This is a genomic window from Dorea sp. (assembly GCF_977044405.1).
The window spans coordinates 22,656-46,492 of sequence record NZ_CDRRQK010000004.1 but is presented as its reverse complement, the minus strand read 5'-3'; the positions used below and the strand labels follow the sequence as shown (position 1 = coordinate 46,492).

Annotated in this window: 19 protein-coding genes, 1 pseudogene, 1 riboswitch and 1 other annotated feature; of the genes and pseudogenes, 19 read left to right on the top strand and 1 reads right to left on the bottom strand. The window is 42.1% G+C overall.

All coding sequences use genetic code 11. The annotated features are described in order from the left end of the window. Positions 1 to 131: 131 nt before the first annotated feature. The 19 genes and pseudogenes from ACWJAF_RS02930 to ACWJAF_RS02840 all read left to right on the top strand — a co-directional run bounded on the left by ACWJAF_RS02930 (position 132) and on the right by ACWJAF_RS02840 (position 23,060). On the top strand, positions 132 to 674 hold the full coding sequence (locus ACWJAF_RS02930) for a beta-class carbonic anhydrase (RefSeq protein WP_448862077.1): 543 nt from the start codon (positions 132 to 134) through the stop codon (positions 672 to 674). 128 nt (positions 675 to 802) lie between these two features. Further along, on the top strand, positions 803 to 2,065 hold the full coding sequence (locus ACWJAF_RS02925) for a threonine/serine exporter family protein (protein ID WP_448862075.1): 1,263 nt from the start codon (positions 803 to 805) through the stop codon (positions 2,063 to 2,065). A gap of 402 nt (positions 2,066 to 2,467) precedes the next feature. Beyond that, on the top strand, positions 2,468 to 3,724 hold the full coding sequence (locus tag ACWJAF_RS02920; protein WP_448862073.1) for a threonine/serine ThrE exporter family protein: 1,257 nt from the start codon (positions 2,468 to 2,470) through the stop codon (positions 3,722 to 3,724). 139 nt (positions 3,725 to 3,863) lie between these two features. Then, positions 3,864 to 3,948: riboswitch (ZMP/ZTP riboswitch) on the top strand. Positions 3,949 to 4,095: 147 nt separating this feature from the next. Next, positions 4,096 to 5,775 carry a formate--tetrahydrofolate ligase gene (locus ACWJAF_RS02915; protein ID WP_448862229.1) on the top strand — a complete coding sequence of 560 codons (1,680 nt, stop codon included), beginning with the start codon at positions 4,096 to 4,098 and terminating at the stop codon, positions 5,773 to 5,775. Positions 5,776 to 6,004: 229 nt separating this feature from the next. Beyond that, the gene (locus ACWJAF_RS02910; protein ID WP_448862071.1) at positions 6,005 to 6,913 is read left to right on the top strand and encodes a magnesium transporter CorA family protein; all 909 of its coding nucleotides are present in this window, start codon (positions 6,005 to 6,007) and stop codon (positions 6,911 to 6,913) included. Positions 6,914 to 6,978: 65 nt separating this feature from the next. After that, positions 6,979 to 8,883, top strand: a complete 1,905-nt coding sequence (locus tag ACWJAF_RS02905) for a zinc-ribbon domain-containing protein (RefSeq protein WP_448862070.1) — start codon at positions 6,979 to 6,981, stop codon at positions 8,881 to 8,883. Positions 8,884 to 9,047: 164 nt separating this feature from the next. Beyond that, positions 9,048 to 9,197: a 50S ribosomal protein L33 gene (gene rpmG, locus ACWJAF_RS02900; RefSeq protein WP_028086482.1), complete on the top strand. Its 150-nt coding sequence runs from the start codon at positions 9,048 to 9,050 to the stop codon at positions 9,195 to 9,197. 23 nt (positions 9,198 to 9,220) lie between these two features. Then, on the top strand, positions 9,221 to 9,463 hold the full coding sequence (gene secE, locus ACWJAF_RS02895) for a preprotein translocase subunit SecE (protein WP_296033789.1): 243 nt from the start codon (positions 9,221 to 9,223) through the stop codon (positions 9,461 to 9,463). A gap of 33 nt (positions 9,464 to 9,496) precedes the next feature. Further along, positions 9,497 to 10,012: a transcription termination/antitermination protein NusG gene (gene nusG, locus ACWJAF_RS02890; protein WP_296033791.1), complete on the top strand. Its 516-nt coding sequence runs from the start codon at positions 9,497 to 9,499 to the stop codon at positions 10,010 to 10,012. 57 nt (positions 10,013 to 10,069) lie between these two features. Continuing rightward, on the top strand, positions 10,070 to 10,495 hold the full coding sequence (gene rplK / locus ACWJAF_RS02885) for a 50S ribosomal protein L11 (protein WP_296033793.1): 426 nt from the start codon (positions 10,070 to 10,072) through the stop codon (positions 10,493 to 10,495). A 57-nt stretch (positions 10,496 to 10,552) separates the two neighbouring features. Continuing rightward, entirely contained in the window at positions 10,553 to 11,245 is a 693-nt protein-coding gene (gene rplA, locus ACWJAF_RS02880; RefSeq protein ID WP_296033794.1) for a 50S ribosomal protein L1, read from the top strand. Positions 11,246 to 11,463: 218 nt separating this feature from the next. Continuing rightward, on the top strand, positions 11,464 to 12,024 hold the full coding sequence (locus ACWJAF_RS02875; RefSeq protein ID WP_448862066.1) for a chorismate-binding protein: 561 nt from the start codon (positions 11,464 to 11,466) through the stop codon (positions 12,022 to 12,024). Beyond that, positions 12,024 to 12,284 (top strand): annotated as a pseudogene (locus ACWJAF_RS02870) (anthranilate synthase component II); the annotation flags it as partial. The gene ACWJAF_RS02875 and the pseudogene ACWJAF_RS02870, both read left to right, overlap by 1 nt. Further along, positions 12,276 to 12,476: a tryptophan synthase subunit alpha gene (locus ACWJAF_RS02865; RefSeq protein WP_448862227.1), complete on the top strand. Its 201-nt coding sequence runs from the start codon at positions 12,276 to 12,278 to the stop codon at positions 12,474 to 12,476. The pseudogene ACWJAF_RS02870 and the gene ACWJAF_RS02865, both read left to right, overlap by 9 nt. 153 nt (positions 12,477 to 12,629) lie before the next feature. Beyond that, positions 12,630 to 12,777, top strand: a sequence feature (ribosomal protein L10 leader region). A gap of 48 nt (positions 12,778 to 12,825) precedes the next feature. After that, a complete protein-coding gene (rplJ, locus tag ACWJAF_RS02860) occupies positions 12,826 to 13,371 on the top strand; it encodes a 50S ribosomal protein L10 (RefSeq protein ID WP_118309485.1) in 546 nt (181 codons plus the stop codon). A 61-nt stretch (positions 13,372 to 13,432) separates the two neighbouring features. Further along, positions 13,433 to 13,810, top strand: coding sequence for a 50S ribosomal protein L7/L12 (gene rplL / locus ACWJAF_RS02855; RefSeq protein ID WP_028086477.1), 378 nt, complete (start codon positions 13,433 to 13,435; stop codon positions 13,808 to 13,810). A 372-nt stretch (positions 13,811 to 14,182) separates the two neighbouring features. After that, on the top strand, positions 14,183 to 18,055 hold the full coding sequence (rpoB, locus tag ACWJAF_RS02850; RefSeq protein ID WP_296091661.1) for a DNA-directed RNA polymerase subunit beta: 3,873 nt from the start codon (positions 14,183 to 14,185) through the stop codon (positions 18,053 to 18,055). Positions 18,056 to 18,070: 15 nt separating this feature from the next. Beyond that, entirely contained in the window at positions 18,071 to 21,778 is a 3,708-nt protein-coding gene (gene rpoC, locus ACWJAF_RS02845) for a DNA-directed RNA polymerase subunit beta' (RefSeq protein WP_296091659.1), read from the top strand. 196 nt (positions 21,779 to 21,974) lie between these two features. Then, on the top strand, positions 21,975 to 23,060 hold the full coding sequence (locus ACWJAF_RS02840) for a M24 family metallopeptidase (protein WP_296032606.1): 1,086 nt from the start codon (positions 21,975 to 21,977) through the stop codon (positions 23,058 to 23,060). Positions 23,061 to 23,234: 174 nt separating this feature from the next. Here the strand turns inward: ACWJAF_RS02840 and ACWJAF_RS02835 are convergent, their stop codons facing one another. Continuing rightward, positions 23,235 to 23,798 carry an HD domain-containing protein gene (locus ACWJAF_RS02835; protein ID WP_296091657.1) on the bottom strand — a complete coding sequence of 188 codons (564 nt, stop codon included), beginning with the start codon at positions 23,796 to 23,798 and terminating at the stop codon, positions 23,235 to 23,237. Between the last annotated feature and the right edge of the window lie 39 nt (positions 23,799 to 23,837).

Below are 23,837 nucleotides of genomic sequence, written 5' to 3'. Positions count from 1 at the left end.
AACAAAATATTTACAAAGAGAAGTAATCTTAATAAATTATAAGAAAATGCTTTCCTGCTTTTTAGATTCCGGGTGTAAAATGTAATTCAGAATAGAAAGATGCTAAAAAAGGTTACAAGGAGAGACAGCATATGATAGAAGAAATTCTGGAATACAATAAAAAATTTGTAGAAGAAAAAGGTTATGAGCCATATGTAACAAGCAAATACCCGGATAAAAAGATCGCAATCCTTACCTGTATGGATACCAGACTTACAAGTCTCCTTCCGGCTGCACTGGGATTGAAGAATGGCGATGTGAAGATGATCAAGAATGCAGGAGGCGTGATCACTCATCCATACGGAAGTGTGGTAAGAAGCCTTCTGGTAGGAATCCTGGAGCTTGGTGTAGAAGAAGTCATGGTGATCGGCCATACAGACTGCGGTGTACAGGGGATGGATCCGTCTGTGTTGCTAAAAGATCTGGAAGAACGCGGAATTGATAAGAAGCATATGGATATCATAAGGAACAGTGGAATCGACCTGGAAGGCTGGCTTGCCGGATTCGACAGTGTGGAACAGTCGGTGGAGGATACGGTATTTGCACTTCGTAATCATCCACTTATGCCGAAGGATATTAAAATCTATGGATTCATTATGGATTCAACTACAGGAGAGCTATATAAGAACTTCTAAAAGAGATATTACAAACTGTTATTTTATTTTACAATAATTATGTTGACTTATAAAAAATCCGTGATATGATTCAAATGTTAGAATTTAGAAAAAGGAAGTTTTATGAAGAAAACAAGGGGTAAAATGAGATGAATTATGACAAGATTGTACAGGGAATCCTGGACATCGGAGAAGCGATGCTTCAAAGTGGTGCAGAGAATTTCCGACTGGAAGACAGCTTTTACCGCATGTGCAGAAGCTATGGATTTAAAAGATCAGATGTATTCGTTATTCCGAGTAATATCCAGATTACAGTAGAGACACCAGAAGGCGAGATTATTACGCAGATCAGACATATCGAATCATCAGAGCCGAACTTTGATCAGCTGGATTATCTGAATAATCTGTGCCGTTATGTGTGCCAGCATACACCGGATGAGAAAGAACTTCGTGAAAAATATTTGGAAGTTATCAACAGGGAGCCGCAAAAACGAATTACCAGATATGCTGCAGGAATCATGGGAGGAACCGGATTTGCAGTGTTCTTCGGATGCAATTTCAGAGATGCAGTTATAGCGCTTATTGTATCAGTGATGATCGTGGCTGTCGGAGACTGGCTTGCAAAACGTGAAAGCAACCTGATGGTTTATAATGCGATTCTTTCATTTATATCAGAGATAATTATTATAATTGCGTTGAAAATGGGATTTGTAGATCATCCGGACAGAATCATGATAGGTATTGTTATGCTTCTGATCAGTGGACTTAGTACAACGAACGGAATCAGGGATCTGCTTCAGAGAGACTTTATCTCTGGTTTTATCAATATCATGAATTCATTCCTTGGAGCTGCAGGAATTGCATTTGGTATCGGTCTTGCAATTTTACTGTTCCATGAAGGGGAGTCGGATCATTTTATCCTGAATCATAGTGTACCGATCCAGCTGATCTCCTGTACTGTGGCATGTACCGGATTCGCCTTGTGGTTTAAGATCAGGGGAAAACAGGTATGGTATAATAGTATTGGCGCATTCTTTACATGGGCAATCTATGTAGGAATCTATGCATGGAAGCCAAGTAACTTTCTGGCAACAATGATTGCAGCAGTATTTGTAGCATTCTTTGCATTTATCATGTCCAGAGTGAATAAGGCACCATCCACCATATTCCTGACAGCGTCGGTATTCCCTCTGATTCCGGGACCGAATCTGTATTATGTTATGTATGGCTGTGTCAGTCAGGATATAGAACTGGCCTTTAATGAGACGATTATTCTTCTTGCGACCTGTCTTGCAATTGCATTCGGATTCATCGTCGTAGATGTGGCATCCAGAAGTATCATGCATGCATTGAAGCGGGAGTATCATATTGGAAAGAGTGCGTTGAATCTTAATATACTTGGGAAAAAATAGAATTATTTAGAATATAAACAGTGTCATGATGAGAAATATAATTTCTTATTATGGCACTGATTTTTTTATATCATAGCATGCAAGAGAAGCTGCCGGTTGCCAAAACATCCGTAAGGAGCTTCCAGTGGCAGGTACTGTAGGTGGCAAGTTCTCTGTATGTGTCTCAGACACAAAGGTTTTAAGAGAATTTGTGCCTCTTTAATATATTAAAAGAATAAAGTGTATGATAAACTAAAGTAACACAAAAAATGTAACCAATAAGAAAACATAGAGGTATCTGAAGTGTATCAGACGTGAAATACTTTCTACCTTGCAGAAAGCAATATTCAGGTGTACTCAGGAACATTAACATAATGTACATCTCAAAACAATATAAGAAGCTATAAAAATAAGGAGCAGCCTATGAATTATGACAGATTAGTGCAGGGGATTTTGAATATAGGGGAAGGACTTTTAAAGTGTGGAGCAGAGATATTCCGCGTGGAGGATAGCTTATACCGCATGTGTAAGAGCTATGAATTCTTAAGATATGATGTGTTTGTAACACAGAGCAATATTCAGATTACCGTGGAGACGCCGGAGGGACAGATACTGACACAGATCCGTAATATTGAATCCACCAGTGCAGATTTTGATAAATTGAATCATCTGAATAATCTTTCGCGTTATGTCTGTTCACATAAGCCGGACGAGAAAGAAGTCATCCGGCGCTGCGAAAAGATCATGCAGAAAAAAGACCAGAGTGAGATCATTACCGCAGTCGCAGAACTGGTAGCAGGAACCGGGTTTGCTGTATTCTTCGGAGGAGATTTTCAGGATGCAGTTGTGGCATGTATAGTCAGCCTGATGATTGTTCTGGTGGGAAAATGGTTAAGCAAACGGGAAAATAACCTGATGATCTACAACCTGATTCTGGCCTTTTTATCTGAAGTAGTCATCGTCGTATCGGTAAGGGCCGGTATCGGACATCATCCGGACCGGATCATGATCGGTATCGTTATGCTGCTCGTCAGTGCACTTGGCACGATTAACGGTATGCGGGATGTGATGCAGAGAAACTTTATCTCCGGTTCGCTGGAAGTTATGAATTCATTATTAGGAGCATTCGGTATCGCGTCAGGAATCGCACTGGCCATATTGCTGTTTAAAGATGTGTCATCCGAAGGATTTATTATGAATGCTAACGTGGCAGCACAGCTTATATCCTGTACAATTGGCTGTACGGGACTTGCAAGCTGGTTCAGGATACGTGGGAAGAAAGTATTATATTCCGGTATCGGAGCATTTTTTACATGGGGAATCTATCTGATCGTGTATGAGCTGTATCCGAGCAACTTCCTGGCGGTCGTAGTGTCGTCCTGCTTTGTTGCAGGATTTGCATTTGTCATGTCGAGAGTAAGCCGTGCGCCATCCACCATCTTCCTGACAGCCGCAGTATTCCCACTGATGCCGGGAGCGAGATTATATTATCTGATGTATGGGATCGTAAGCAGAGACTTTCAGATGGCAGCGGAACATGCACTGGTATTAGTGGAAACCTGTCTTGGAATTGCATTTGGATTTATCATTGTGGATGTGATATCGAGAAGCATTATGCGGACACTTGGTAAAGAATACCATATGGGAAAAGAATCGACGATTATAAAAAAGGGTGAGTAGGAGCAGATCAGTAAATTGATCGGTGCAAATAAGGAACAGATAGAGCAGTGGTGTAAAGAAAGAGGTTCAAAACGTATGAAGAAAAGAAAAAATGCACGGTTGACAATTCACACTTCATATAATATAGTAAAAAATAAAGAAAAGTACTGATGACTGACGGATAATGTGGAGTACCACAGGGGAATCAGATACTTGGTAGAAAGCCGACCGTCTGGGCAGCATTTATCCGAAGAAGGATAGGTGTTGTCCTTTTTTCTTTGCTACATCAAAGTATACAGTTCCTGCGGGGCGACGGGGGTTATGTATACATCTGGCTGGAAAAAAGGCTGCTCAGATTATGAAAGAAACATACGATCAGGAGGATATGAATGATGAAAACAGATATTGAAATCGCACAGGAATGTACCATGGAGCCAATTACAAAGGTGGCAGAAAGAGCAGGAATTCCAGAAGAATATCTGGAACAGTATGGAAAATACAAAGCAAAGATTGATTACAATTTCCTGAAAAAATCAGATAAAAAAGATGGCAAGCTGATTCTTGTCACAGCAATCAACCCGACACCTGCAGGAGAAGGAAAGACAACAACAACAGTCGGTCTTGCCGATGCACTTCAGAGAATGGGAAAACACCCTATGGTAGCCCTTCGTGAGCCATCTCTCGGCCCGGTGTTTGGAATGAAAGGTGGAGCAGCAGGAGGCGGATATGCACAGGTCGTACCGATGGAAGATATCAACCTTCATTTTACGGGAGATTTCCATGCAATCGGAGCTGCGAACAACTTACTGGCTGCAATGATTGACAACCACATTTATCAGGGAAATGAGCTGAACATCGATCCAAGAAAGATCGTATGGAAGAGATGCGTAGATATGAATGACCGCCAGCTCAGATTCGTAACAGACGGACTGGGTGGAAGAGTCAATGGTGTGCCAAGAGAAGATGGATATGATATCACCGTTGCATCTGAGATCATGGCAATCCTCTGCCTGTCAAAAGATATCGCAGACCTGAAAGAAAGACTTGGTAAGATCATCGTTGGTTACACATACGGTAAGATCGCAGATCAGAAGCCGGTTACAGCACATGATCTTCATGCAGAAGGTGCAATGTGCGCACTGTTAAAGGATGCATTAAAACCGAACCTTGTACAGACACTGGAGCATACACCGGCTATCGTACACGGCGGACCATTTGCCAATATCGCACATGGATGCAATTCCCTGACAGCAACCAGAATGGCGATGAAGCTTGCAGATTATGCAATTACAGAAGCAGGATTCGGAGAGGATCTTGGAGCTGAAAAATTCCTGGATATCAAGTGCCGTATGGCAGGCATCAAACCGGATGCAGTCGTAATCGTAGCGACAGTAAGAGCTCTTAAGTATAACGGAGGAGTTGCCAAACCGGATCTGAATGAGGAGAATCTGGAAGCACTGGAAAAAGGTATTCCAAACCTGATGAAGCACGTAAGCAATATCAAAAATGTATATGGACTTCCATGCGTAGTTGCAATCAATGCATTCCCGACAGATACCAAAGCAGAGCTTGATCTGGTAGAGGAAAAATGTAAAGAAGTCGGAGTCAATGTTGCACTTTCAGAAGTATGGGCAAAAGGCGGCGAAGGCGGACTGAAACTTGCAGAGGAAGTCGTACGTCTCTGTGATGAGCCAAGTGATTTCCAGTACTGCTATGAGCTGGAAGGAACGATTGAAGACAAACTGAATCAGATCGTTCAGAAAATCTATGGTGGTAATAAGGTGGTTCTTACACCAGCAGCACAGAAGCAGGTAAAACAGCTTACCGACATTGGATTCGGTAATGCTCCAATCTGCATGGCGAAGACACAGTACAGTCTGACAGACGATCCGAAGAAACTTGGAGCACCGACAGACTTTGATATCACCGTGCGTAATCTGAAGGTATCAGCAGGCGCTGGATTCATTGTAGCTCTGACCGGAGACATCATGACCATGCCAGGACTTCCGAAAGTACCGGCAGCAGAGAGAATTGATGTGGATGATGAAGGTAGAATTACGGGATTATTCTAGAAAATTTTGCTATTAAAAATTGTAACAGGAACAAAAAATCTGGCGGCTTTGCTGAGCTGCCAGATTTTTTTACCGTAAATTTACATTTTCCTAAAAAAAATAAGTCAAAAAATGTGATAAAATCCCGGATTGTTAAGCACCCCGGAAAAAGCTGCCTGTAGCAGGCTTGGGAAGATAGTGCTATAATGCAAGAAGAAAAGTAGGAAGAACATATGAGGACGGTGAGCACATGAGATACGTATTAGGACAGACACTGCAGGAATATCAGGAAGAAATCATGGAAGAGGACAGGCCATCGGTGTTCCTGGCGACGTCGCAGACCGCAAGGGAGTGTCTGGAAAAAGCCGGAATGCAGTATGAAGGAGAAATTAACATAAAGGATGTTGGTTTTTGTAAGATGGAGACGCAGCAGGAATGTCTGGCGGGATCACTTTGCATACCGAAGCTTCTGGATATTCTCGGAGAGCGGTACCGGATTTTATTTTTTATCAACCGGCACCATGTTGTGATCGTGGATGATGATGAATTTTCTTACCGTCTGATCAGGAGGATCAAAAGAAAGAAAACAAAGCAGGGAGAATCCAAGGAAAAGTTCATTTATAACTTTATGCTGGAGTTTATAAGCCGGGATTTGGAACTTCTCGGGCATTATGAGAAGAGGATCATGGATCTGGAAGAAGATGTCATGGATGGAAAGATCCAGGGATTCCAGAATGCGATCATGCCGATCCGCCGTGAACTTCTGACACTTCGAAGCTATTACGATGAGATCATGGACATGGGAAAACAGCTGGAAGAGAATGAAAATGGTTTCTTTGCCAAGAAACAGGTAAAATACTTTGGTGTTATCTCAGACCGTGCGGACAGACTGATGAGCAAGGCATCTCAGTTGTTGGAATATGCACAGCAGGTCCGAGATGCATATAAGGCACAGGTGGATGTCCAGCAAAATAATAACATGCAGTTCCTGACGGTGATATCGACCATATTCTTCCCGCTTACATTGATCACAAGCTGGTATGGAATGAACTTTCATAACATGCCGGAGTTGAAACATGGGTATCCGGGTGTTATTATCTTAAGCATCGTAGTGATGGTAACCTGTATTATTATATTCAAGAGAAAGAAAATGCTGTAGACCAGTTTTGATACGATCCAGGGAAAATGGCTTGCAGCAGATATTGATTATAAGGAGGAATGCTTATGCGTCAGTGCCCAAATTGCAAGACTAATAATCCAGACGATGCCAGATTCTGTAATTATTGCGGAATGCGTCTTCCCGAATCAAAAGAAGAAAACCTGTATAGTGAGTTGAGTGGACTTGAAGAGACGCCAAAAGTTGATTTTTCAGATAAAGATATAGAGGAAATATCGGAAGAACTGGAAGATACAGCGCAACTGAAAGTTACGAATGAAGAAAAAGAATCTGGAAATTGTGAAAAAACAGATTTAGAAAATATAACTGAAAAACTGGAAGAAAAGTCTGAAGCATCAAAAAAATCAAATTTCGGGGAAATAACTGAGATGTTTGAAACTGCAGAGCTTGGAGAGTTATCCGGAGATTGCGGTAAAATTCCGGAAGAAGATCTGAGAAAACAGTTTACAATTCCTGATAATCTTGGGGAACAGATTGAAAAAGTAACAAAAGAAGAACTGGAACAGGAACTTCACAAAAAGATTAAATTAAGAGAAGAAGATATAGCTAAGAAAAATGCAAAAGCCAGTATAGATGAACCGACCCGGATGATTGGAAGTAAACAGACGGATGAAACAGATGAACCAACCAGAATGTTCACCGGCGATATCGGTGATTTTATAAAGAAGAAAAAAGATTACGAAGAAGTACCGGAAGAGGATGCATATGAAGAGATTCTCCAGTCATGGGAAAGAAAACGCAAAGAAAAACAGATAAAACGCAAGCGTGAAGGAAAGGATCCAAGCCGGATTCCAAAGGTTATCCGCGAAACAAGATCCTGGTCAGACCTTACGGAGAGACAGCAGAAGATAGTAAAGAGAACTCTGCTGGGTGTAGCGGTATTTGCAGCATTTTGCGGAATCGGGATATATCATAACCGGCCGGAGGCGGTAATTGACCGTTATTGTACGGCATATGTACAGGAAAACTGGAAAAAGACCGGACGTATGTCTGATATTCCGGAAAACGGATTGGCAACCATGGATGAATATGTATCATATATGAAAGAACATGCGGTAACAGATATCTCGGATTATCAGATGAAAGAGACGAAAGAAGATCATCAGACCGAAGTAGAATCCAGCGGAAAGAGAAGAGCATTTACCATAACTTATAAGAAAAGTGGCGGAGATAAGACTTCTGAGAAAGTAATTCTGGAAAAGCAGAAAAGTAAAAAATTATTATTATTTTCAAATTGGAAAGTATCGACGGATCAGATGATTGCCAGAGATTATAATCTGTATATTCCGTCTGGCGGCCAGGTATGGATTGATGATACAGAGCTTGGAAAAGATTACAAAGTAAAAGAGGAAAATAAAAGCCTGGATCAGTATAAAGTTTCTTTGTTTGAGGGAGAACATAAGATAAAAGTTAAAATTCCGTGGTTTCAGACATATGAAACCACCTTTCAGGCATCCGATAAAGGAAGCATGACTGCAGCAAGGATGAAGATTTCCGGAAAAGGCAGGAAAAAGCTGGATAAGAAAATGAAACAGACACTGAAAAGCTACATAGATGCAGCAAAAGCAGGAAAATCATTTTCAAAAGTAGAAGGATTGCTCGACAAAGATGCAATGAAGGATCCGGAAACTAAGAAGGAAAATAAAGAACTTTATAATGATCTGAAAGAAGCGTTAAAGACGACAGATGGTTATAGAACAGAGACGGTCAGCCTGAGTCAGTATCAGGGAAAATATGTGATTAATGGGGTGACTGGTGAAGTAAGAGGAACATTGTCTTATAATTATGTAGTTACATATAGTCAAGCCAGCGGGGAAACAACAGATGGAAGCAGCAGTGATACTGCCGGACAATCGGATGGCAGCACGATGATGAGTGCGGAATTTATATACAAGGACGGAGATTATCAGATCATCAGTGTAGATCCCGGAAGTATCTGGTACAGACAGTAAGCACGATGATGAAAATTTTATAGGAAAAGACTTGCTTTTTAAGCCTGGATATGATATGCTATCTGGGCGAATGGAAGTAGGTCTTTTTTTTATGCCTAAAATCGGGCGGCTTCGCAAGCTGCCACGAAACACGTTAACTAAGATTATAAAGCGAGGTGGAAGTTGTGCGTACAAGAATCACATTGGAGTGTACAGAATGCAAGCAGCGTAACTACAACATGACAAAGGATAAGAAATCTCATCCTGAACGTATGGAAACCAAAAAGTACTGCAGATTCTGTAAAAAACACACATTGCACAAAGAGACGAAATAATCGCCGCAAAGGAGTGAATGTCAATGGGTGAAAAAGCTCAGACTCAGAAAGATAAGAGTAAAAAAACTCAGAAAAAAAGCCGGATTAAACGAATGAGCGAATGGTTCGATGGATTGGGCAAAGAGTTCAAGAAAATCGTTTGGCCGGAAAAGATGACAGTTGCAAAAGAAACGGCAGCGGTTGTTTCGGTATCCGTGGTCCTGGGAGCGATTATCGCAATCGTTGATTTTCTCGCCCAGTACGGAGTAGATTTATTAGTAAAATAACTGATAAACAAAACGGACAGGAAAGGTGAGATTATGTCAGAGGCAAAATGGTACGTAGTTCATACCTATTCAGGGTACGAGAACAAAGTAAAAGCCAACATTGATAAGACAATCGAGAACAGACATCTTGAGGATCAGATCCTTGAAGTAAGAGTTCCGCTGGAAGACGTTGTTGAGATGAAAAACGGCGTTCAGAAAGTGTCTCAGAAGAAGATGTTTCCAGGCTATGTGTTGATCCATATGATTATGAATGATGATACATGGTATGTTGTTCGTAATACAAGAGGTGTGACAGGATTTGTCGGACCTGGATCTAAGCCGGTACCGCTTACAGATGCGGAGATGGCTCCTCTGGGAATCCAGAGAGAGGAAGTAGTCATGGACTACAAGGAGGGCGACACAGTCCAGGTGATTGCAGGTGCATGGGCAGATACAGTCGGAGTAATCCAGACGATCAACATGCAGAAGCAGAGCCTTACTATTAATGTTGAGCTCTTCGGACGCGAGACCCCGGTTGAAATTGGTTTCGCAGAAGTTAAGAAAATGTAACAGTAAGTGGGAGGGGCATTATTTGTTCCCCGCCATCACCACAAGGAGGTAATTGAAATGGCAAAAAAAGTAGAAGGTTATATTAAATTACAGATCCCAGCCGGCAAAGCTACTCCGGCACCACCGGTTGGACCTGCTCTTGGTCAGCACGGTGTAAACATCGTTGAATTTACAAAACAGTTCAACGCTAAGACAGCAGATCAGGGAGACATGATTATCCCTGTAGTTATCACAGTTTACAATGATAGAAGTTTCAGCTTCATCACAAAGACACCACCGGCAGCAGTTCTGATCAAAAAGGCCTGCAACATCAAATCTGGTTCAGGTGTACCTAACAAGACAAAGGTTGCTACAATCACAAAAGCTCAGGTAGAAGAAATCGCTAAGACAAAGATGCCTGACCTGAATGCTGCTACACTTGAAAGTGCTATGAGCATGGTAGAGGGAACTTGCCGTTCTATGGGTGTAACTGTAACAGAGTAATTGATGAAGATGAATGTGGGAGGGTTATCCCGCCATTACCACTAGGAGGTTTATAGAATGAAAAGAGGAAAGAAATACGTTGAAGCTGCGAAATCAATCGACAGAGGAACACTCTACGATGTAGCAGACGCAGTATCATTAGTTAAAAAGACTGCAACAGCAAAATTCGATGAGACTATTGAAGCTCATATCAGAACTGGATGTGACGGACGTCACGCTGACCAGCAGATTCGTGGAGCAGTAGTTCTGCCACACGGAACTGGTAAAAAAGTTCGTATCCTTGTATTTGCAAAAGACGCTAAAGCTGAAGAAGCTAAAGCAGCTGGAGCAGATTTCGTTGGAGGAGAAGAACTCATTCCAAAGATCCAGAACGAAAACTGGTTTGAATTCGATGTAGTAGTAGCTACACCAGACATGATGGGTGTTGTTGGACGTCTCGGACGTGTACTTGGACCTAAGGGATTAATGCCAAACCCGAAGGCTGGTACAGTAACAATGGACGTTACAAAAGCTATCCAGGAAATCAAAGCTGGTAAGATCGAGTACAGACTTGATAAAACAAACATTATCCATGTGCCAGTAGGTAAAGCAAGCTTTACTGAAGAACAGCTTACGGACAACTTCCAGACGCTTATTGATGCGATTAACAAAGTAAGACCAGCAGCAGTTAAGGGACAGTACCTTAAGAGCGTGACACTTACTTCTACAATGGGACCTGGTGTAAAAATCAACCCAATGAAGCTTGTTTAATCCGCAAGATAATAACGAATATAAGAGCCCTGTGTATGAGTGAAAACTTATACACAGGGCTTTTTTTGTATGCCTAAGTATGCAAGAAAAGTTGCCGGTGGCAAGTTTTCTGCATCGTCATGCGTTCGGAAGAGGATTGCGGATATCCGTCTCTCTATTTCTTAGTAAAAAAGTAGGAAAAATCAAAAAATAAGAAAAACAGTTGACAAAATAGAAAAATGCCACCGGAGTATCATATCATTCCGGTATGCAAAGAGATCTATGCAGATGTAATTACCCCGATCACACTTTTGAGAAAGATCGCAGCGGTAAGCAAAAGATACTATCTGCTGGAAAGTGTGGAAGGTGGAGAAAAATGGGGAAGATATTCATTCCTTGGATTTGATCCGATCATGCGTGTTACATGCAATTCCGATAAAGTAACGATTGAGACAGAAGAAAGAAAAGAAGTAAAAGAGACAAAGAAACCTCTTGAAGTAATCAGAGAGATCTTAAAAGAAATGAAGGCACCTAAGATCCGGGCATGTGAGATCATCGAAGAACTGGAGACGGAGCAAAGAGGAATCTACGGAGGAGCTCTTGGATACATCGATTTTACCGGCAACATGGATACATGTATCGCAATCCGTATGGCAGTAAAGAAAGACGGTAAGGTGTATGTACAGGCCGGAGGAGGTATTGTAGCAGACAGCATTCCGGAAAATGAATACGAAGAATCTGCAAACAAAGCACTCGCGGTTATGAATGCGGTGAAAAATGCGAAGGAGGTACTGGCGTAATGGTATTACTGATTGATAATTATGATAGCTTTTCTTATAACCTGGTTCAGATGGCCGGAAGTATCAGACCAGATATAAAAGTAATACGAAATGATGCGATGACGGTGGAAGAGATTGAAAAGTTAAATCCAAGTCACATTATCCTTTCGCCGGGACCGGGATATCCAAAAGATGCAGGTGTATGTGAAGAAGTAGTAAAAAAACTTGCAGGTAAGATCCCAATCCTTGGTGTATGCCTCGGACATCAGGCAATCTGTGAAGTTACAGACATTCCTTGTGCAGTTGGATTCGGAATCTCCACACCGGAGCAGGCAAAAGAGATGGCGGCATTTTCGGATGGTGCAATTGTAGGATCGGCGATTGTAAGGATTGTAGCAGAGCATGGAACGGACTGTGTGTCATATGTAAAAGAGTATGTGAAGAAGATGAAAGCGGCTGTGGCGGAAGCGTAAAAGACAGAGATAAAGTAATAAAATAATTTTAAAAGCCTGTAATGAAGGACGGTGTGTAAAAGCCGGACAGACAGGTATGCTGGAAGTAAAAGGAAAAAGCAAGAAAAAATTGAAAAAAAGGAAAAACCTCTTGACAATAACATATGTATATGATAATCTACCAAAGGACTGCCGAAGACAGTAGGTGCTTGAAAGAGCGTAAGAACACATTTTATGCGGACGCCTACCGAGGAAAGATCGATACTAAAGTATGACTTATCAACCTCTATGTCTTTGGATATAGAGGTTTTTTTACATTTATATCTATCGGCGGTGTAAACTTACAAATCTACAAGGAGGTGCACCATTCGTGGCAAAAGTTGAATTAAAACAACCAGTTGTACAGGCTATTGCAGAGGACGTGAAAGACGCAACAAGCGTTGTCCTTGTTGACTACCGTGGACTGACTGTTGCAGAAGATACAGAGATGCGTAAACAGTTAAGAGAAGCAGGCGTTGTCTACAAAGTTTGTAAGAACACAATGATGAAGAGAGCTTTTGAAGGAACTGATTTCGCAGCATTAGATGAGCACTTAGAAGGACCAAGCGCTATCGCTATTTCTAAAGATGATGCAACAGCTCCAGCAAGAATCCTTTGCAAATTCGCAAAGAATGCAAAAGCCCTTGAATTAAAAGCAGGTGTGGTTGAAGGAACATTATATGATGCAGACGCATTAAATGAACTTGCTAAAATTCCTTCAAGAGACGAGCTCATTTCCAAATTACTTGGAAGCTTACAGTCACCTATCACAAACCTGGCTCGCGTTCTCAATCAGATCGCAGAAAAAGGTGGAGCAGATGCTTGTGAAGCAGCTCCAGCAGCAGAGGAAGCTGCAGAGGCACCAGCAGCTGAATAAGCTGATGGCAGCATAATAATTTTATTTCAAAAAGAAAATAAGAAAAATGGAGGAAAATAAAATGGCAAAGTTAACAACAGAAGAATTTATTGAAGCTATCAAAGAGTTATCTGTATTAGAGTTAAATGATCTTGTAAAAGCTTGTGAAGAAGAATTTGGTGTATCCGCAGCAGCAGGTGTTGTAGTAGCAGCAGCTGGAGCAGAAGGTGGAGCAGCAGCAGAAGAGAAAGACGAGTTCGACGTAGAATTAGTATCTGCAGGAGCAGCTAAGGTTAAAGTTATCAAAGTTGTTCGTGAAGTAACAGGACTTGGACTGAAAGAAGCTAAAGCATTAGTTGACGAAGCTCCAAAGGTAATCAAAGAAGGCGCTTCTAAAGCTGAGGCTGAGGAAATCAAGACTAAACTTGAAGCAGAAGGTGCTGAAGTTAACCTTAAATAATTCGAGTTTGATTGAATTATCAGGGCATTCCGGTGACGGGGTGCCCTTTCGTATTATTTGGATGCTGGATGTAAGAAAGAGTTTTTGGACGCAGAGCTGCACAAAGGGCAGCTGGCAGTTCGGGCTGTGAAAAACACGAATGAAAAGCTTTTTCTTATGTCCAGCAATATTTTGGAAAAATAGTGGAAAATATTTATATATAAGCTTGACATACTTGACAAGCTTATGGTATAGTTAAAAATGCGCTATTGTGGAAAGTTATGCCATGATTTCGCAGAAAAACAACGAAATAGAGTTGTTTTTCGGAGACTCTGCAAGTTATATGGGTAATAAAACCCAGCCATAAAAATAAATGAGGAGTGAAACGTCAATATGGAGAAAAACAGAATTCGTCCTATTAAAAGCGGAAAAAGTTCACGAATGAGTTATGCCCGACAGAAAGAAGTCGTTCAGATGCCTAACTTAATCGAAGTTCAGACAGATTCCTATAAGTGGTTTCTGGATGAAGGGTTAAATGAAGTGTTCGATGACATTTCCCCAATCACAGATTATAGCGGAAAGTTAAGTCTGGATTTTGTTGATTTTACTTTATGCAAGGAAGACGCAAAATATACAATTGATGAGTGTAAAGAACGTGATGCAACGTATGCTGCACCTTTGAAAGTAAAAGTAAGACTTCACAATAAAGAAACAGATGAGATCAATGAGCATGAAATCTTTATGGGAGATCTGCCGCTGATGACAAGAACTGGTACCTTTGTAATCAATGGTGCGGAACGTGTAATCGTCAGCCAGCTGGTTCGTTCCCCTGGTATTTATTATGCAATTGCACATGATAAATTAGGTAAAAAACTGTATTCAGCTACCGTAATCCCTAACCGTGGTGCGTGGCTGGAGTATGAGACGGATTCCAATGACGTTTTCTATGTACGTGTAGATAGAACAAGAAAGGTACCGATCACAGTGTTGATTCGTGCATTAGGAATCGGTACAAATCCAGAGATCATCGAACTCTTCGGAGAAGAGCCAAAGATCCTGGCAAGCTTTGAAAAGGATGCTGCTACGAACTATCAGGAAGGTCTTCTGGAATTATATAAGAAGATCCGTCCAGGTGAGCCTCTTGCAGTAGATAGTGCTGAGAGTCTGATCACAAGTATGTTCTTTGATCCAAGACGTTATGACCTTGCAAAGGTTGGACGTTACAAATTCAATAAGAAGCTTGCATTAAAGAACCGTATCAGCGGACAGGTCCTGGCAGAGGAAGTTGTAAGTCCTATGACAGGAGAAATTCTGGCAGAAGCAGGAACAAAGATTACAAGAGAGCTTGCTTCTACAATCCAGAACAACGCAGTTCCATATGTATGGATCAGTGTAGAAGAAACAGAAAGACCAATCAAGGTTCTTTCTAATATGATGGTAGATTTTGAAGCTGTAGTAGGCATCGATCCGGAAGAAGTAGGAGTGAACGAGCAGGTATACTATCCAGTACTTGCCGGAATCCTGGAAGAGACAGCCGGAGATATCGATGAGCTCAAAGATGCGATCAAGAGAGATATGCACGACCTGATTCCAAAGCATATTACAAAAGAAGATATCCTTGCTTCTATTAACTACAATATGCATCTGGAATATGGTATCGGAACTGATGATGATATCGACCACCTGGGTAACAGACGTATCCGTTCTGTAGGTGAGCTGCTTCAGAATCAGTACAGAATCGGTCTTTCCCGTCTGGAAAGAGTGGTTCGTGAAAGAATGACAACACAGGATATGGAGGGTGTTTCCCCGCAGTCCCTGATCAATATTAAACCAGTAACTGCAGCAGTAAAAGAGTTCTTCGGATCTTCACAGCTGTCACAGTTCATGGATCAGAACAACCCGCTTGGTGAGTTGACTCATAAGAGACGTCTGTCAGCATTAGGACCTGGTGGTCTGTCAAGAGACCGTGCCGGATTCGAGGTCCGAGATGTACACTACTCTCACTACGGAAGAATGTGTCCTGTAGAGACGCCTGAAGGACCTAACATTGGTCTGATCAACTCCCTTGCAAGTTATGCAAGAATCAATGAATATGGATTTATTGAAGCTCCATACCGTAAGATCAACCATGATGATCCTACAAACCCGGTAGTTACAGATGAAGTTGTATACATGACAGCAGATGAAGAAGATAACTATCATGTAGCACAGGCGAACGAACAGTTAGACGAAGAAGGACATTTTGTTCGTAAGAATGTATCTGGTCGTTACCGTGAAGAGACACAGGAATATGAAAGAAGAATGTTCGATTACATGGACGTATCTCCTAAGATGGTGTTCTCTGTGGCTACAGCCCTGATTCCATTCCTTCAGAATGACGATGCGAACCGTGCCCTGATGGGATCTAACATGCAGCGTCAGGCAGTACCTCTTCTGTTTACAGAAGCTCCTGCAGTAGGAACTGGTATGGAAGAAAAAGCAGCTGTTGACTCAGGTGTATGTGTAGTTGCTGAAGAAGGCGGAACAGTAGAACGTTCTACATCTACAGAAATTACAGTTCGTCAGGACGACGGAAAACTGAAAAAATACAAATTAACAAAATTCCAGAGAAGTAACCAGAGTAACTGCTATAACCAGAGACCAATCGTCTTCAAGGGCGACAGAGTAGAAAAAGGTGAGGTTATCGCAGACGGTCCATCTACATGCAATGGTGAACTTGGTCTTGGTAAGAACCCACTGATCGGATTCATGACATGGGAAGGTTACAACTACGAGGATGCCGTTCTGTTAAGTGAAAGACTGGTACAGGACGATGTATATACATCTATTCATATTGAAGAATATGAAGCAGAAGCGCGTGATACAAAACTTGGACCAGAAGAGATCACACGTGATATTCCAGGTGTTGGTGATGATGCACTGAAGAACCTGGATGAAAGAGGAATCATCCGTGTCGGAGCAGAAGTCCGTGCCGGAGATATCCTGGTAGGTAAGGTTACTCCTAAGGGAGAGACAGAGCTTACAGCCGAAGAAAGACTGCTTCGTGCAATCTTCGGAGAAAAAGCCCGTGAAGTAAGAGACACATCTCTTAAAGTACCTCACGGAGAATATGGTATCGTAGTAGATGCCAAAGTATTTACAAGAGAGAACGGCGACGAGATGTCACCGGGAGTAAACCAGTCAGTTCGTATCTACATCGCTCAGAAGAGAAAAATCTCTGTTGGTGATAAGATGGCCGGACGTCATGGTAACAAGGGTGTCGTTTCCCGTGTACTTCCAGTAGAAGATATGCCATTCCTTCCGAATGGACGTCCTCTGGATATCGTGCTGAACCCTCTGGGTGTGCCTTCACGTATGAACATCGGTCAGGTCCTGGAGATTCACCTGTCCCTGGCTGCAAAGGCACTTGGATTTAATATCGCAACTCCGGTATTCGACGGAGCAAACGAGATTGATATTATGGATACTCTTGATCTGGCTAATGACTATGTCAACTTAAGCTGGGAAGAGTTTGAAGCAAAACATAAAGAAGAACTTCTTCCGGAAGTACTGCAGTATCTGTCTGATAACAGAGAACACAGAAAACTCTGGAAAGGTGTTCCACTTTCAAGAGATGGTAAGGTTCGTCTTCGTGACGGACGTACAGGTGAGTACTTCGACAGCCCGGTAACAATCGGACACATGCATTACCTGAAACTGCACCACCTGGTAGACGACAAGATCCATGCACGTTCTACAGGTCCTTACTCACTGGTAACACAGCAGCCATTAGGTGGTAAGGCTCAGTTCGGTGGACAGCGTTTCGGAGAGATGGAGGTATGGGCACTGGAAGCTTATGGTGCATCATACACACTGCAGGAAATCCTGACTGTGAAGTCAGACGATGTAATCGGACGTGTGAAGACTTACGAAGCAATTATCAAGGGTGAGAATATTCCAGAGCCTGGAATTCCAGAATCATTCAAGGTATTGCTCAAAGAGTTACAGTCACTTGGACTGGACGTACGTGTTTTACGTGATGACAATACAGAAGTGGAGATTATGGAAACATCCGATATGGGAGAGACAGATTTCCGCTCACTGATTGAAGGAGATAGAAAATATCGCAATAATGACGAAGATGACTTTGGTAAACACGGATACACCAAACAGGAATTCCAGGGAGAAGAACTGGTTGATGTAGATGAAGAGCCAGAAGACGACTTCGATATGAACTTTGAAGAAAATGATGACTATGATTTCGGTGATTCATCTGACGATGAATAGGAAGGGGTCCAAAGTATGCCTGAAAATAACAAGGAACAAACTTATCAGCCAATGACTTTTGATGCAATCAAAATCGGGTTGGCGTCACCTGAAAAGATTCTGGAATGGTCTAAAGGAGAAGTTACAAAGCCAGAGACCATCAACTATAGAACCTTAAAACCAGAAAAAGACGGACTGTTCTGCGAAAAGATCTTCGGACCAAGCAAGGACTGGGAATGCCACTGTGGTAAGTACAAAAAGATCCGCTATAAAGGTGTGGTCTGCGACCGTTGTGGTGTTGAAGTAACAAAAGCAAGTGTACGTCGTGAGCGTATGGGGCATATTGCCCTTGCCGCTCCGGTGTCACATATCTGGTACTTCAAGGGAATTCCAAGCCGTATGGGACTGATCCTGGATCTGTCTCCAAGAACTCTGGAAAAGGTACTTTACTTCGCATCTTATATCGTACTGGATAAGGGCGAGTCAGACCTGATGTATAAGCAGGTATTATCCGAGGCTGAATATCAGGAAGCAAGAGAAAAATGGGGAAGCGCATTCCGTGTAGGAATGGGTGCTGAATCCATTAAAGAACTTCTTGAGAACATTGATCTTGAGAAAGAATACACAGAACTTTCAGAAGGTCTGAAAGGTGCAACAGGTCAGAAACGTGCAAGAATCGTAAAACGTCTGGAAGTTGTAGAAGCATTCCGTGAATCTGGAAACAAACCAGAGTGGATGATCATGACAAACATCCCGGTTATCCCGCCGGATCTTCGTCCAATGGTACAGCTGGATGGTGGACGTTTTGCAACATCTGACTTAAATGACCTGTACAGAAGAATTATCAACAGAAATAACCGTCTGAAACGTCTTCTTGAATTAGGCGCTCCAGACATCATCGTTAGAAACGAAAAGAGAATGCTTCAGGAAGCTGTTGATGCCCTGATCGACAACGGTCGTCGTGGACGTCCGGTAACAGGACCTGGTAACAGAGCTCTGAAATCTCTTTCTGACATGCTGAAAGGTAAGTCCGGACGTTTCCGTCAGAACCTGCTTGGTAAGCGTGTTGACTACTCTGGACGTTCCGTTATCGTCGTTGGACCGGAACTTAAGATTTATCAGTGTGGTCTGCCAAAAGAAATGGCAATCGAGCTGTTCAAGCCATTCGTTATGAAAGAACTGGTTCAGAACGGAACAGCACACAATATCAAAAACGCTAAGAAAATGGTAGAAAGACTTCAGCCAGAGGTATGGGATGTTCTGGAAGAAGTAATCAAAGAGCATCCGGTTATGCTGAACCGTGCCCCTACACTGCACAGACTTGGTATTCAGGCATTCGAGCCAATCCTTGTAGAAGGTAAGGCTATCAAGCTTCATCCACTGGTTTGTACAGCGTTCAATGCCGACTTCGACGGAGACCAGATGGCTGTCCATCTTCCACTTTCCGTAGAAGCACAGGCAGAGTGCCGATTCTTACTGCTGTCACCAAACAACTTACTGAAGCCATCTGATGGTGGTCCGGTAGCCGTTCCTTCACAGGATATGGTACTTGGTATCTACTATCTGACTCAGGAGCGTCCTGGTGCCAAGGGAGAAGGCATGATCTTCAAGAGCTTTAACGAAGCACTGCTTGCTTATGAGAACGCAGCAGTAACACTTCACTCACGTGTAAAAGTACGTGTATCTAAGAAGATGCCAGACGGAACAGTGAAGACTGGAACCGTAGAATCTACAGTCGGACGTTTCATGTTTAATGAAATTATTCCACAGGATCTTGGATTTGTAGATCGTGAAGTAGAAGGAAACGAACTGCTTCTGGAAGTTGATTTCCACGTAGGAAAGAAACAGCTGAAACAGATCCTTGAGAAAGTTATCAATACACATGGTGCAACTGCAACAGCAGAAGTACTTGACCATGTTAAGGCTATGGGGTATAAGCTTTCAACAAGAGCTGCCATGACTGTATCAATTTCTGACATGACTGTACCTCCACAGAAACCGGAGATGATCAAGAATGCTCAGGATACTGTAGATAAGATCACAAAGAACTTCAAACGTGGTCTCATCACAGAAGAAGAAAGATATAAAGAAGTCGTAGAGACATGGAAAGCAACTGACGATGCCCTTACAAAGGCACTGCTTGACGGTCTTGATAAATATAACAACATCTTCATGATGGCCGATTCCGGAGCCCGTGGATCTGACAAACAGATCAAACAGCTTGCTGGTATGCGGGGATTGATGGCTGATACAACAGGTCATACAATCGAGCTTCCTATCAAGTCAAACTTCCGTGAAGGTCTGGACGTACTGGAGTACTTCATGTCTGCACATGGAGCCAGAAAGGGTATGTCCGATACTGCTCTTCGTACAGCCGATTCAGGATACCTTACAAGACGTCTGGTAGACGTATCACAGGAACTGATCATCCACGAAGTGGATTGTGCAAAACCAGGAGCACCAATTCCGGGAATGTATGTAAAAGCATTCATGGATGGAAACGAAGTAATCGAAAGCTTACAGGATCGTATCACAGGACGTTATATCTGTGAGGATATCGTAGATAAAGACGGTAACGTTCTTGTAAAAGCAAACCATATGGTAACACCAAAGCGTGCAGAACTTGTGTGCAAGAAGGGTGTTGATAAGAATGGCGAGCCACTGACCCAGATTAAGATCCGTACAATTCTCACATGCCGTTCACATCGTGGTGTATGTGCAAAATGTTACGGAGCCAACATGGCAACTGGTGAGCCGGTACAGGTTGGTGAAGCTGTCGGAATTATCGCCGCACAGTCTATCGGAGAACCTGGTACACAGCTTACTATGAGAACCTTCCATAGTGGTGGTGTAGCCGGTGGAGATATCACACAGGGTCTTCCTCGTGTCGAGGAGCTTTTTGAGGCCAGAAAGCCTAAGGGACTTGCAATCATCACAGAGATCGCAGGAACTGCTAACTTAAATGACACCAAGAAGAAACGTGAGATCATCGTTACAAATAAAGAAACAGGAGAATCCAAAGCATATCTTATCCCTTACGGATCACGTATTAAGGTATCTGACGGGGCTGAACTGGAAGCCGGTGATGAACTGACAGAAGGTAGCGTTAACCCACACGATATCTTAAGAATCAAAGGACTCCGTGCTGTACAGGATTACATGATCCAGGAAGTACAGAGAGTTTACCGTCTGCAGGGTGTAGAAATCAACGATAAGCATATCGAGGTTATCGTTCGTCAGATGCTGAAGAAGATCCGTATTGAAGAGTCTGGAGATACAGAATTCCTTCCAGGAACAAACGTAGACAGACTTGAGTTCGAAGATGTGAACGAAGCACTTGAAGCAGAAGGAAAAGAACCTGCAACAGGTGAGCAGATTATCATGGGTATTACAAAAGCATCACTTGCTACAAACTCATTCCTGTCAGCAGCTTCATTCCAGGAGACAACAAAAGTCCTGACAGAAGCAGCTATCAAGGGAAAAGTTGACCCACTGGTAGGTCTGAAAGAAAATGTTATCATCGGTAAACATATCCCAGCCGGAACAGGTATGAGAAAATACCGTGACATCAAGCTGAACACAGAGATGGAAATGGAAGATGAGCTGGACTTTGATGATGATTTTGACTTCGACTTCGACGATGCAGATGATATGAATCAGGAGATTACTGTTGATGAAGGAACAGAAGAAGCTGTAGAAGAGACTGCAGAAGATACTGTTGCTGCAACATCTGAAGAAGAATAAAATATATAGAATATATACAAAAGAAGCTGTCAGTGTAGATTTACATCTGACAGCTTCTTTGTATACTCAGATATCCGTGAAAGAACAATAGAATAAATTGACTTTTATATTCAGAAAGTCTATAATAATTGTCAGTGAGAATCGGCGAAAAACAGTAACAGATTCTGTCAACATTTAAGAAAGGTTGGGTACTATTATGGATCAAGGTAAACTTACAAGAGTATTAAAATCAATGGAGGAGCATGAGATTCCACAGATGATCGTTTCTGACCCGGTTGCGATCTTCTATCTGACAGGAAAATGGATTTTCCCAGGAGAAAGACTTCTGGCACTTTATCTGAATGTGAACGGAAATCATAAGATGGTAATCAACAAATTATTCCCACAGGAGTCAGATCTTGGGGTAGATCTTATCTATTATGATGATATCGAAGATGGAGTAGAAATCTTAAGCAGATACGTAGACAAAGACAAAACTATGGGAATCGACAAGACATGGCCATCAAAATTCCTCATTCGTCTGCAGGAGTTAGGCGGAGGAAGCAAATTCGTAAACGGATCTCCGATCATCGATTACATCCGTATGGTAAAAGATGAAAAAGAAAAAGATCTGATGAGAAAATCTTCTAAGTTAAATGATATCGCTATGGACAAGATTATTCCGTGGGTAGCAAAAGGATTAACAGAGAAAGAATTAAATGCAAAGATGCGTGAGATCTACAAAGAACTTGGATGTGAAGACGTATCATTCGATCCAATCACAGCATATGGACATGGTGCTGCAGATCCACATCATGTAACAGATGATTCCAAAGGAAAACGTGGAGACTGCGTAATCCTTGATATCGGTGGCTTCAAAGACAATTATGCATCAGATATGACAAGAACTGTATTCATCGGTGAAGTATCTGACCGTGCAAGAGAAGTATATAATGTAGTATTAGAGGCTAACTTACGTGGTATTGCAGCTGCAAAACCAGGTAACAGAATGTGCGATGTTGACCTTGCTGCAAGAAATTATATCGAAGAAAAAGGATTCGGAGAATATTTCACACACAGAACAGGACACTCTATCGGACTGGAAGATCACGAGTTTGGTGATGTATCATCTGTTAACACAGATATTATCCAGGTTGGACAGTGCTTCTCGGTAGAACCAGGAATCTACCTTCCAGATGAGAACATTGGTGTTCGTATCGAGGACCTTGTACTTATTACAGAAGATGGATGCGAAGTACTGAACGATTATACAAAAGAACTGATTGTTGTACCAGAAGAGTAAAAAGAAATATAAAAATTTCTTAGAACATAGAAACGAAACAGTTAGTATTTTTTGTATGGAGTGCTAACGGTTGAGTTTTCTTGAAGGATACAGAATAAAACCCCACCTGTCTTAACTGATTTTACAAAGTTAAGACAGGCGGGGTTTTTATTGCCGTACGTTCAGAGGAAGCTGTTATAATCCAAGCTGATCCGCAATCGCACACATTTCTTCCAGACCGATATCAATCAAATCTTCCAGAGACAATCCGGTAAATTCAATTGCTTCCATATAGTCACGGTTAGCACCCTTGGCAAACCGGGCTTCGTTAAAACGTTTTAATACAGATTTGCGTTTTACGCTGGCAATCTTTTTGTCTGGGTATATCTGTGCTACCGCTTTTAAAAATCCGCTCATAGGATCTGCAGCAAGAAGTGCATACTGAATCTTGGTCTTTGCTTTCACACCGCTTTTTGGATTGTGAGCGCAGATCGCACCGAAGAGAACAGGATCATCAATTCCCTCTTTTTTCAAAATTTCAACCGAAGTCGGTCCATGCACACTTAAGTCGTGCTGCCAGTCACACTGTTCTTCATCAAGATCATGCAGGAGTCCTGCGATTCCCCAGTATTCTACATCGTCCGGAGCAAGACGTTTTGCAAGTCCCTTCATAATGGCTTCTACTGCCAGGGAGTGAGTGATGTAATGTTCGCCTTTCATATATTTTGTAAGGATTCCATATGCTTCTTCTCGTGTCATGATTCATACCTCCAATTTTATTATTTATATCATGATGTG